The following is a 12,515-nucleotide window of genomic DNA, read 5'->3' on the forward strand; positions in this document are numbered from 1 at the left end:
GATGAGCAGGGGTCTGCTGTTCTCGATCCTGCTGCTCGTCATCGTCATGGCAGGGGCGGCGTGCATCGGCCGCTACCCGATCCCGCCGGTTCACCTGCTCCGCGCGCTTGGGCTGGGCGGGGCGGCCGGCGACCCGATCGCGACCACTCTGCTGTGGCACGAACGCCTGCCGCGCATCCTCGGTGCGGCGCTGGTCGGCGCCGGGCTGGCGAGCGCCGGCGCCGCTTATCAGGGCGTATTCCGCAATCCGCTGGTATCGCCCGATCTGCTCGGCGTGCTGGCAGGAAGCGGGTTCGGCGCGGCCGCGGCGATCCTGCTCGATCTGCCGCCCGTCGCGCGCATGGCGCTCACGTTCGCAGGCGGCGGCGCCGCGGTCGCGCTGGGCGTGCTCGTCGCGCGGCTGTTCGCCGATCGCGACGGCGAGAGCGCAGGCGGTGTCCTGCTGCTGGTGTTCGGCGGGCTCGTCAGCGGGGCGCTGTTCACCGCGCTGCTGTCGCTGGCGAAATTCGTCGCCGATCCGCAGAATACCCTTGCCGATATCGTCTTCTGGTTGCTCGGCAGCCTTACCGGCGCCGCCGGTCCGACGCTTGCCATCGCCGGCGTGCCGCTTGCGATCGGTATCGCGCTGTTGATCGGCTGCGGGCGCTTCCTCGACCTGCTCGTGCTGGCGGATGACGAGGCGTTGAGCCTGGGCGTGCCGGTACGCCGATTGCGTCTCGCCGTCATCGCGATCGCCACCGCGACCTGCGCGCTGACCGTGACGCTGGCGGGAACGATCGGCTGGGTGGGTCTCGTCGTGCCGCACATCGTCCGCCTCCTGACCGGCCCGGCGCACGGTCGGCTGATGCCCATCTGTGCGTGCATCGGCGCGGTCTTTCTCGTCATCGCGGATACGATCGCCCGCACCGTCACGCCTTCCGAGATACCGATCGGCATCGTCACCGATCTGGTCGGCGTGATCGTCTTCCTCGCGGTGCTGCCACGCCTCCGCAGAGGCTGGGCGTGAGCAACGGCCTGCGCGCCGAGGGGCTCGTCCTGAGCCGCGATGGACGCCCCGTGCTGCGCGACGTCTCGCTTGAGCTGGGCGGCGGCGAGATGGTGGCGCTGCTCGGTGCGAACGGATCGGGTAAGACGACGCTGTTGCGCCTGCTGCTCGGCTTGCTGCGGGCCGATGTTGGACTGGTACTGCTCGACGACGCGCCGATCCTGTCGATGCCCCGTCGGGCCATCGCGCGGCGTATCGCTTACGTGCCGCAGCGCCACCTGCCGACATTCCCGTTCACCGTGGCCGAGATGGTCGCGATGGGCCGCGTCTCGATCACGGGCTGGGCTGGCAAGACGTCCGGCGCGAGCGTCGCGCAGACAGCGCTCGATCGTGTCGGCATCGGGCATCTGGCACGTCGTGCCTACACGACCCTGTCCGGGGGCGAACAGCAATCGGTTCTGATCGCGCGCGCCATGATGCAGGGTGCGGACATCCTGTTGCTGGATGAGCCGACCGCAGCGCTGGACCCCGGTCAGTCGGCGCATGTCCTCTCGCTCCTGCGGCAGCTCGCGGCACACGGGTTGAGCGTGCTGGCGACGACGCACGATCCCACCGAAGCGTTACGGACATTCTCGCGGGCATTGGTTCTTAGCGACGGCCGGATCATCGCCGACGGCCCCTGCGCGGACGTGCTCGATGCCGAGACGCTCACCCGATGTTATGGCGTCAGGATCGCGCTCATGCAGACGACGGGCCTGGTCGTTCCGGCCGGATGAACTGCGGCTTCTCCGAAAACAACGCCGATCAGCGCTGCTTCTTGGTGATGGTCGCGGTGAAATCAGGATCCTTCTTCGCGACCCAATCGACAAATTTGCGTACGGCGGGATCGGCCAGCAGGCCCTCCACATCCATCCCGTAGCGCTGCAATTCGGAATTGGTGAAATTGACGGTCAGCGTCTGCTGGCAAATGGAGTGCATGGGCACGACATCGCGCCCGCCCCGGCTCTTGGGCACGGGATGGTGCCAGACGATGGTTTTGCCAGTGGGCCGGCCGCAAAGCCAGCAAGGCGGCGGCGCCGCAGGAGCCTCATCCTCGTGGCGCAGATCCTCGTACGGACCATGTTTCGGATGCTTGCGCGCCATGTACCAGCCTGTGCCCTAAAGGTTCGTCGCCCGCATAGAGGGGCGGGGCGGCCGTGCCCACTCCGAAGATGACAGGTGGCCATCGTGAGGGACGTGGCAGCGGCGGCTGACGAGGCATTGTTCGATATCGCCGCGCTCGATTTCGATCTTCATCGGAAGCGTTTGCGTAACGTGATGCGGAAGGTGCGTCCGGTGGGGTTCAAATAGGACTCGCTATAGGCGAGCGGCACGACCCCCCTGGCATCATGGACGGTCGTATGTGCACCCAATAGATTGTCCGCAGACAGATTGAGATTGCCCTTCAGCCACGGGATGCGGCGACGCAGCCACGCCTGATCGGCCAGGTTGATCTGGACTCGGAGATTGAGCGTGATCCCCTGGGAGAAGGTCAGCGCTTCGCCGGACGAGGTCGTCGTCGTGGTCGGCGTCTGCCAGACGCCACTGACATCGGCGCTGACCGCATGCGTCGAGATCGTCGTCTGAAGCTCCAGCCGATGCGTCGCCGTGCCGCCGCCGTCGCTCAGCGTGTCGCCGCCGAGCAGATCGATCACCGGCAGCCCGGCCTTCAGCGCAACGCGGTCTTGAAGCGCCCACGTATCGTAGAGCGCGATCTGGAATTGATCGCGGACGGTCGGCTTGGTGCCGCTGGCGGGTGCCGCATTCCTGTCCGGCCACGCGCCGCCGAAGGCGGTCGAATAGTTGATGCCCAGACGAACTTGCTGACGCTTTCGCCAGTCGAGATTCATCGGGCGCGCGTCCAGCTCGGTCAGAAAACCGTTCTGCCGGGTGAAGCGGTCGGGGAAGGCGGCGATCGTGGCGCTGGTCGCGGCGGTGATGCTCATGATCGGATCGCGCGTGTGATCCCAGGTATAATCGGCGGACAAGGTGAGATCGGCGGCGGCGATCGGGCGGGCCTGCAGTCGCACCTTCGCGATGCGCGACGTCGACAGGCGGAGATTTTGATTTCCCCCCTCGATCTGCTGGGCAATCACGGTCGTGCCGGTGGCAAAGTCGAATTCGCGCAGGTCGGGCGTCACGAGCCGGGCGGTGCCGAGTTGCAGCAGGCTCGGCGCCTGTTCGATCCGGTTGAACGATGCAATGATGTTCACGGGAACGATCGGCGACCAGTTCAGCGTCGATCCGATTGTCGAGAGCGTGTCGAAGTCGGAAAGGCGATGAACTTCGGCGTTCACTCCCGTCGAAAGCGTCCCCAGCGCGAATTTGCGCGACGTGATCGGAAAATCGAGACTGGCCTGCGCGCTGATGTCGCTTCGGTGCAGATCGGTCGATTGCAGCGCGGAATCGCCGCGAACATTCGCGAAGACGAAGCCCGTCCGCAAAGCAGCGGTGACGGCACCTGCGGGCAGCGCAAAGAGATTGCCGTTCAGGTAAGCGTCGCCGCTGGCCAGACGTGACGTGGTCGAGGCGCAATCGGTATTGGATGCGCCATTACACCGCTCGCCGAGCATGGTGGGCGAGGGCAGCAGGATGGTATCGAGGGCGGCCGCGCTTGAAGCGTCGATGGTGCGCGTCAGCCGGGTGCTTTCATCGAGCTTCGCGATCGTCGACCACCGCCAGCCATCCAGCTTTCCGTTCAGGGTGAGGCTGGTCTGCGCGCGGGCGGTCCGGTCGACGCGATCGAGCGGCCCGGTCGCCAGATCGGCAAGCCCCTCCTGCACCAGCAGATCGGCATCTTCGCTCAACAGGCCCGGTCGAGACTGCAGCGCGTCGAGATCGAGACTGCCGGTCAATTCGGCACTGATCGCACCGATCGGGCGCGTCGATGCACCGCTGATCGTCAGATGGTCGTCCTGCGGGGCGAGCGTATGCCGCGGCGTGGCGCCGATATGGGCGAGCGAGCCCGCGAACGTCGTGTCGGCCACGATCGGATCCTGATGGCTATAATCGAGCGCGAGATTCCAGTGCGCATTCTCGCCGATGCGGATCAGGTCGACCTTGGCGCGATAAAGCCCGCGCCAGTTATTGGGTGCCATCGTATAGCGACCCAGCAACGTGAGCGCGCGATAATCGTCGCGCAAAACGACGTTCACGACGCGCTGGTCGGGCCCGTAGCCATATTGGAGGGCGACCAACTCGGGATAGATCTCGATCCGTCGCACCGATTCCGGCGGGAAGTCCTTGATCGACGAGAAGCCCGCGATACGCTGCCCGTTCACCAGCACGATGGCCGGCCCGCGTTGCGCCCCAGACGTGCCGGGCGTCGCACCGATTTCAGGCGCCAGTTCCCTGAACACTTCGGTCAGATCGGCGGCGCCGAGCGACTGGATCACCGCGCTGTTGAGGCTGACCTCGGGTGGCACGTTGGTCGCGACGGCACCGCGTTGCACATGACCCGTAACGAGGATCTCGTCCTGTGCGGCGGTGGCGGCTTCGGTGGCGTCGGCAGATGGCGGGGCGGTGCTGGATGCCGGCTTGGCTGCTTCCGCTTCGTCATTTGCCAGATACATCAGGCCAAGCAGGAGAAGCGAACATAAATGCTTCGAGGGCGCGCGTTCAGGCGGCGCCGAGATCACCGGACATGGGACGCGCAAGCGCTAAAACTCCGCCCGCCGTCATGTTCGCACCTGCTTCCCGGACCGGCGACGACGGAAGCTCCGCGGCCCGATGGCGTTTCTTAGCTGTCTCTCCGATGTATGAAAATGCAATTTCGGAAGCGAGGGGGGCAACGCCATTGGGCTGTAAACTTGCCGAGCGATCGCCGCATTCGGCCGTCGTCCGACCCCGACGGGGCAGAATAGACGGCACCCGGCGCGATCATGTGGCGAGCGGGCGGCCTTTCAGCGCGATCGAGCTGCTCGCTGGGTAGCTATCCTCGATTGCGCGTGATAACGTTATCACATCAGCACGCTGTAAAACAGCGGCCAGATCATGGGTGAGGACAGCGATGAAAGCGATTGCCTTGGCGATGGCCGCGATGGCGGGTTTGGCCCCTCCCACATTTGCGATCTCGACCTCGGTTTATTCGACCCAGCCCGACGATCCGCACGCAATCCTGGTCAAGGGGGCGGCTGACGGGCGCACCGACGACACCGCGGCGATCCAGGCCGCGATCGATGCCGCCGCGAGCACCGGCGGCAACAAGGGCGGCATCGTCTTCCTGCCCCCCGGCCGTTATCGGGTCAGTCGCACGATCCTGCTCCGCTCGGCGGTGCGCGTCTTCGGGATCGGCCGAACGCGTCCCGTGATCCTGCTTGCCGACAACACGCCCGGCTTCGCGGACGGTATCGCGGCCGTCGTCAGCTTTACGGGCGACGATCAGTATCGGGCGGGCAAGCCGCCAATCCCGCCGCCGACCACGCGCCCGTTCGATCCCAGCGTGTTCGATGCCACCCAGACCACATTCTATTCGGCGCTGTCGAACGTCGATTTCGAGATTGGCCGCGGCAATGCCGGTGCGGTCGCCGTCCGGTTCCGCGTCGCGCAACACGCCTTTCTGCGCCACATCGACTTCCATCTGGGCTCCGGCCTTGCCGGCATTTATCAGGCGGGCAACGAGTGCGAGGATCTGCGGTTCTACGGTGGCCGCTACGGGATCATCAGCGAGAAGACGTCGCCCGCGTGGCCGTTCACGTTGCTCGATTCAGAATTCGACGGTCAGCGCGATGCGGCGGTTCGCGAGCATGAGCTCGGCCTGACGCTCGTCAACGTCGCGATCCGCAACACGCCGGTCGGGATCAACATCGACCGCGGCTATTCCGACTCCTTTTGGGGAAAAGACGTTCGGTTCGAGAATGTCTCGCGGGCGGGCATCGTCATCTCCAGCGAAAACAGCGTCTTCACCCAGATTGGGTTCGACAACGCGGTCGGAGTGAACACCCCCACCTTCGCCCTTTTCCGCGACAGCGGCAAAGCGATCGCCGGCAACGGCATGCGCTGGCGCGTCAAGGACTTCTCCTACGGGCTCAAGCTTCCCGCGCTCGGCGCGATGGGCGATTATGCGACCGACGTCGCGATGGCACCGCTCGCACAGATGCCGCGGCCGCCGGCGCCGGCCATCCCGCCGCTGCCGCCGGTGCGTGAGTGGGTGAATGTGCGCGACCTAGGTGCGAAGGGGGATGACGCTACCGACGACACCGCCGCGCTCCAGCATGCGATCGACGCGCATCGCGTGCTCTATTTGCCGATCGGCCGCTATCATGTCACCGACACGCTGAAGCTACGTCCGGACAGCGTCCTGATCGCCCTCCACCCGAACCTGACGCAGCTCGTCCTGCCGAATGGCAGCCCGGCCTTTGCCGGCGTCGGCGGTGCCAAGGCACTGATCGAAAGCGCCAAGGGCGGCAATGCGATCGTGTCGGGCGTCGGCTTATGGGCCGGTGCGGTCAATCCGCGCGCGACCGCACTGCTATGGAAGGCTGGCGCGGCATCGATGGTGAACGATGTCCGCATCCATGGACCGCTGCTGCAGGTGGCGGGAAAGCTGATGGGAGCCAACGAGCCTGGTGCCCGCTTCGACGCCCAGCATGCCAGTATCTGGGTGACCGACGGCGGCGGCGGAACCTTTGCCGCGATCTGGACGCCGAACGGGCTGGCCTCGACCGGCTTTCTCGTCTCCGACACGAAGACGCCGGGCCATGTCTACGAACTGTCCGCCGAGCATCATTACAATAACGAGATCGTGCTGCGGAACGTCGCGAATTGGGAATTTCTCGCGCCGCAGACCGAACAGGAGGTGCGCGATGGCGTCAACGCCGTCTCGACCGAATTCCATGATGCGCACAACATCCTGTTCGCCAATTATCATAGCTACCGCGTGACACGCTCGATCAAGCCGATGGATACTGCCATTCGACTGTTCGGATCGGGCGACATCCGGTTCCGCAACGTGCACGTCAACGGCGACAACAGCTTCGCGCATTGCGACAGCAAGGGGTGCGGTACGTTCTCCCGCGCCGGCAAGTTCCCGTTCGATAACGCGATCACGGATTTCACCCGGCGGCAGGAGGTGCGCGAGCGGGAATTCGCGAAACTGGACGTGCCACCAGCGCCGCCCGTGGCCGGGACGGGGCCGATGGCTCCGGCCACGCCGGGTATCGAGATGCTCGCCGACGGCTTCTATTCGATCGCCGGCGGAGCGGTCGATGCGGAGGGCAAGCTCTACTTCGTCGATCGCTTCTTCCACCGCATTCTGGGTTGGTCGAAGTCCGAAGGGCTGACCACCGTCTCGGAGGCGCCGCTCGATCCGGCGAATCTCGCGGTCGATCGCTCCGGCCGCCTGATGGTGCTGTCTTCGGCGGGGCGTGACGGGACCGTCTACAGCATCGACCCGAACGCTCCGGAAGCGATCCGCGTGATCGCAGCGACGCCGGTCGCCGCACCTCGCGGCGCCAGCACTGCGCTGCCGGTCAATGTCTGGGCCAATGGCGAGTTCGCCGACCGGATGGATCCCCGCACCTACGAATTCCCGCCGCTCGCCGATTTCTTCATCCAGAAAATGGGCGAGGCCAAGGCGCAGGAATTTGTCTCGCCGGACGGATCGCTGGTCCTGCCGGCCTTCCGCACCTGGAATCAGGGTACGGAAGACCAGCAGGGCTGGCGCTGGTCGGACACGCTCGACGCCTACGGCCTCGTCGTCGGCAAGCCCGGCGAGCGCGTCTTCCTCACCAACGCTTCGGAAAACCGCACCTACAGCGGGCTGATCGGCGAAAGCGGGCGCGTGACCGATCTGCGCGTCGCGGCCGAACGCGGCGGCGAGAGCGTCGCGCGCGATCCGTCCGGCAATCTGTACGTCGCCAACGGGCAGGTCTTTGTCTACGGCCCGACCGGCAGTTTGCAGCGGCGCATCGACGTGCCCGAACGCCCCCTTCAGCTATTGTTTGGTGGCGCGGACAGGCGGACACTCTTCATTCTGACGCACCATAGTCTTTACGCGCTGCAACTATGATGGGCGCGACACGGGCATCCTGAGGTGGCGCTCGAACGGTCGTGGGGGAAACGGGGCTGAGCCGCCCGGCTCGGGGTGCAGGTCGGCTATCCGTTGGCGTTGGCACCGCGCGCTTGCTACGTTGCATTTGCTCGCGTCGGTTTGGAGATCGCTTGGATATCGTCACGCAAAAGAAGCGCGCGCCCACGGTGATCGACGTCGCCAAGCGCGCCGGCGTGTCGCCAATGACCGTGTCGCGCGTGATCAACGCGCGCGGCAGTGTCCGCCCGGAGACGCGGCAGGCGGTCGATCTCGCCATCCGCGATCTCGCTTATTCGCCGAATGTCGCTGCGCGGAGCCTCGTCACGTCCAAAGAGATCAGGATCGGCGTGATCTATTCGAATCCCAGCGCCACCTTCATGAGCGAGTTTCTGACCGGCGTGTTCGAAGAAGCGTCCGCCAGGGGTGCGCAACTGACCCTCCTGAAGGGGGAGGGTGGACTTCCGCCCGGCGAAAACGAAATCCAGCGCCTTATCCAATCGGGCGTGACGGGCGTCATCCTCGCGCCGCCGCTCGGCGAATTCGACAGCATCCTCCAGCCGCTGCGCGAGGCGTCGCTCCCCGTCGCCGTCGTCGGCGGCGTCTCGTCCGAGAATATATCGGTCCGCATCAACAACAAGCGCGCCGCCTACGATATGACCCGTCATCTGCTCGCGCTCGGGCATCGCCGGTTGGGATTCATCACGGGCAACGCGAACCAGTCGGCGAGTGCGGAGCGGCTCAGTGGCTTCCAAAAGGCGGTCGACGAAATAGCTCACGTGGAAAGCATCGTCATCCAAGGTGATTTCAGCTACACTTCGGGGCTGACGGCGGGGCATCTACTGCTGGAGACGGCGACGCCGCCCACCGCCATCTTCGCCAGCAACGATGACATGGCCTCGGCGGTCGTATCGGTCGCACACCGCCTTCACCTCGATGTGCCGCAAGACCTGACGGTCGTCGGCTTCGACGACACCACCGCCGCCGTGACGCTATGGCCGCCGCTGACCACCGTCCGGCAGCCGGTACGCGAACTGGCTGCAGAGGCGCTCCAGTTGCTCACCCAGCAGATCAAGGAAGTGGGAGCAGAACCGCAAGGCGCCCGGCGAACCCGTATCCTCAAGCATGAATTGATCGAGCGACAATCCACGGCGCCGCCCAAAGATCAGTCGATCTGATCGCAAAAAAAAGCCCCGGCAGAAGCCGGGGCATGGGAGGATCCGAGGAGAGCGCTGGAGAGGATAGAAACGTCAGAAATTGTACCTGATGCCGCCGCGATAAAAACGGCCGAGCAGGTCGTACAATGCCGGGTTCGCGTCCAGGCCGGTGTTCGTCTGCGGCGATGGCGTCGGATCGCGGTTGAGAACGTTGTCCACCTTGAAGTAGGCGGTCAACTTCTTGGTGATGTTGTACGATGCGCCGACGTCCAGGTAGAACGCGCCCTTCATGTGGTTATAGTCGATCGTCGGGTAATTGTTCGCATTCTGCGCGGTCTGGACGGGACATGAGCCGGCGCTGCAGACGATATATTGGTTCCCGAACGTCCCGCTGCTGAACCAGCGCTGCTGCAGCGTCAGGCTGAACTTGTCGGTATCCCACGACTCGATCCCGAGCAGCTTCCACTTGGGGGTGTTGCCGCTATTCTGCCCCGCACTGTCGATCACCGCCGCGCCGGAGATGCCGGGATCGGTGATGAAGTGCCGGACGTTGGTGGCCAGACCGCGAAAGGTCATGCGCCCCGGCAGGCCAAGCGGGTCGAGCTTGAACTGATAGCTTGCCTCGAAGTCGAAGCCGCTGGTCTTGATCGACGCGAGATTGAACACCTGGACGTTGATGAATGCAGTGCCGCTGGTCGGTGCGAAATTGAAGGTGCTGCAATATTGGGTCAGCCCCGCAAAGCAGAAATTGACCTGCTGCTGCGCCGACAGGCTGGAGACGACGCCCTTTATCTTGATATTATAATAGTCGACCGAAAGGCTCAGCCCCGGCAGCCATTTCGGGCGGCTGAGCACGATGCCGGCTTCGGTATTGCGCGCGATTTCGGGCTTCAGATTCGGGTTGCCGACGACGTTCTGAAGGACGAGCAGCGCGCTGTTGGTGAAGGGGTTGGTGAAGTTGGGCAAGGTCGTCGTGACCGGCGCCGCGAACAGTTCGGACAGATTGGGCGCGCGCACGTCGCGCGATGTCACCGCGCGCAGGCGGACACCATCGATCGGCGTGTCCCACGTGCCGCCGACCTTCCAGGTATAGACGGTGCCGGCGGTGCTGTAGTGCGTCCAGCGGCCCGCCGTGTTGAGGTTTGCCTTGCCGAGCGTCGGCGAGTTCAACAACGGCAGGTTCACTTCTACGAACGCTTCTTTGACGTTGTAGGTGCCGCGCCCGTCATGATAATTGCCGGCATACCAATTGTTGCCTGCGGTGCTGAGCACCGGATCGGCCGGATAGGCGCTGCTGTTCGGGCTCTCCGCCGATACGCCATTGCCGTAGGGATCGGCGATGACGTGATAGAATTCGCGCCGCCACTCGCCGCCGAACGCGACCGACACCGGCCCCGCCCACAGCGAGAGCGGTTCGCCGGTGAGGTTGAAGCTCGCGACGTCCTGCGTCTGGCGGGTGTGCTGGAACGGGCCGCTCGCCGGCTCGATATAGGCCAGCGCCGCGGCGCTCGGTGTCGTGCCGCCGAAGATGTTGATCGGCACGCAGCCATTGGCGCGCGCGACGGGATCGGCGCAGACGATCTGGCCGTTGACCGTGGTCGCCTGGACGGCGGCGCGATAGTGCGGGTTGAGCAGGATATTGCGGACGTGGATATTCGTGATGTTCTCGCCGTGCTCGTAATAGCCGTCATAATGCCAGTCGGTGCCGAGCGCGCTGAAGCGGCCATCGGCGCCCAACACCCCGCGATACTGGGTGCGCGTAGGGTGCACGCTGATATTCTGGGGCAACAGCGCATTGCTCGTCCCGAAGGTGAAGCTCGTGATGTTGTTCGCGGCGCATCCTGCGACCACCGACGCCGGCAGGAACGGATTGCTGCACTGCATTACCAGGCCGGTGGTCGCGCCACCCGGGTTGGGTTGGTTGCTCGTCTTCACGCGCGCGACATTGACCGTCGCGTAGATCTCGTTGTCGGGTGCGAAGTCGAAACCGATGCGGCTATAGCCGTTGATGCGCTCCAGCTTGGATTGGAGCGAGGTGCCGACGCCGACATTGCCGGATAGATCGCCGCCGACGCAGAAGCCGCCCGACGAATAGCAATTGGTGACGGTTCCAGCCGCGTTCTTCGCCGGCACCCCGTTCGATCCATACTGGAACTGGAACGGGTTGCCGTTCTTGTCGAATGCGGTGCCCTGCAACGGGCCGGCGCTGATGAGGCCGTATTTGGTATATTGATAGGCCTGGGCGTGTTCGCGGTAGAGATATTGCGGCGAGCCGTCGTTGATGACGCCGCGATTGACCAGCGTCGCGGTCGTATACCAGTCGCGCCCATTGGGTGCTTCCTCGCCGAAGCCGCCCGCCGGCACGCCCTGTTCGCGATCATATTCGCCGCTGACCACGATGTGCAGGCGGTTGTCGAGGAATGCTTTGCCCGCCGCCGCCTGCAGCAGATACTGCTTGTCGTCACCATAGGTGGTGAGGCCGCCCGACACGTTGGCCTTGAAACCCTCGAAATGCTTGTTGGTGATGAAGTTGACCACACCGCCGACGGCGTCCGAGCCGTAGGATGCGGAGGCGCCGCCCGTGACGACGTCGACGCGCTCGAGCAGCAGCTGCGGGAACAGGCTGATATCCGGTACGCCGGTGACGTTCGCCGCCACCACCCGCTGCCCGTCCAGAAGCGTCAGCGTGCGGATCGTGCCGAGGCCGCGCAGCGAGAACGAACTCAACCCCTGCTGGCCGCTCGACGTGCTGAACGTACCGGTCGTCGCGCCGGTCGATCCCTGCAGCGACGGCAGCTGGACGATGGTGTTGAACACGTTCGGCTCGGCATTCTTGGCGATGTCGGTCGCGCTGAACACCTGCGTCGGCGTCGGTGCGCTGAATCCGTTCGCACGGATGCGCGAGCCCGTGACGATGATGTCGCCAGGCTGGCCGGGCGTTGCCGCGTTATTGGCCGGTGCCAGGCTGTTGACGGGGGGCGGGCTGCCTGCCGACGGCGTGCCTTGATCGCCCGGCGCTCCCTGCGCCGCTGCAGGCGAGGCCATTGCTGCGGCCATGATCGCGCCGATGCTGGCCGCTGCCCGAAAGCTCTGGCCACGGCACGTGCGCAACCGCTTGGTCTTTCCCATCATGCATCCTTCCCCATGCGTTATTCTTGCTTGCCAAGTATCGGCAAGGTGATAACGTTATCATCGAAAGCTGCCCGCTTTCCCGCGGCCTGTCAACCGGATTATGGGTGTGGAATTGGTCGGGTGGCCGAGATGGATGCTTGCTACGGCGAACGCCTCGGACAAGTATGATAGCGTT

7 protein-coding genes are annotated in these 12,515 nt (G+C 64.9%); 4 read left to right on the top strand and 3 right to left on the bottom strand.

Annotation, left to right across the window (positions count from 1 at the left end):
- The first annotated feature begins 1 nt into the window (after position 1).
- Both K8P63_RS06800 and K8P63_RS06805 read left to right on the top strand, forming a co-directional pair.
- Positions 2-1,006: a FecCD family ABC transporter permease gene (locus tag K8P63_RS06800; RefSeq protein WP_223799059.1), complete on the top strand. Its 1,005-nt coding sequence runs from the start codon at positions 2-4 to the stop codon at positions 1,004-1,006.
- 50 nt (positions 1,007-1,056) lie between these two features.
- On the top strand, positions 1,057-1,761 hold the full coding sequence (locus K8P63_RS06805) for an ABC transporter ATP-binding protein (RefSeq protein ID WP_223799060.1): 705 nt from the start codon (positions 1,057-1,059) through the stop codon (positions 1,759-1,761).
- Positions 1,762-1,789: 28 nt separating this feature from the next.
- Here the strand turns inward: K8P63_RS06805 and K8P63_RS06810 are convergent, their stop codons facing one another.
- Both K8P63_RS06810 and K8P63_RS06815 read right to left on the bottom strand, forming a co-directional pair.
- Entirely contained in the window at positions 1,790-2,128 is a 339-nt protein-coding gene (locus tag K8P63_RS06810) for a hypothetical protein (protein ID WP_223799061.1), read from the bottom strand.
- Positions 2,129-2,277: 149 nt separating this feature from the next.
- On the bottom strand, positions 2,278-4,596 hold the full coding sequence (locus K8P63_RS06815) for a porin family protein (RefSeq protein ID WP_223799062.1): 2,319 nt from the start codon (positions 4,594-4,596) through the stop codon (positions 2,278-2,280).
- Between the two features lie 437 nt (positions 4,597-5,033).
- Here K8P63_RS06815 and K8P63_RS06820 point away from each other — a divergent pair, with 437 nt between their 5' ends.
- Positions 5,034-8,033: a glycosyl hydrolase family 28-related protein gene (locus tag K8P63_RS06820; RefSeq protein WP_223799063.1), complete on the top strand. Its 3,000-nt coding sequence runs from the start codon at positions 5,034-5,036 to the stop codon at positions 8,031-8,033.
- A 152-nt stretch (positions 8,034-8,185) separates the two neighbouring features.
- On the top strand, positions 8,186-9,229 hold the full coding sequence (locus tag K8P63_RS06825; protein WP_223799064.1) for a LacI family DNA-binding transcriptional regulator: 1,044 nt from the start codon (positions 8,186-8,188) through the stop codon (positions 9,227-9,229).
- Positions 9,230-9,301: 72 nt separating this feature from the next.
- On the opposite strand, the gene K8P63_RS06830 is transcribed toward K8P63_RS06825, so the two are convergent.
- Entirely contained in the window at positions 9,302-12,340 is a 3,039-nt protein-coding gene (locus K8P63_RS06830; RefSeq protein ID WP_398288584.1) for a TonB-dependent receptor domain-containing protein, read from the bottom strand.
- Positions 12,341-12,515 lie beyond the last annotated feature (175 nt).

Source organism: Sphingomonas nostoxanthinifaciens, from assembly GCF_019930585.1.
Lineage (GTDB): Bacteria > Pseudomonadota > Alphaproteobacteria > Sphingomonadales > Sphingomonadaceae > Sphingomonas_I > Sphingomonas_I nostoxanthinifaciens.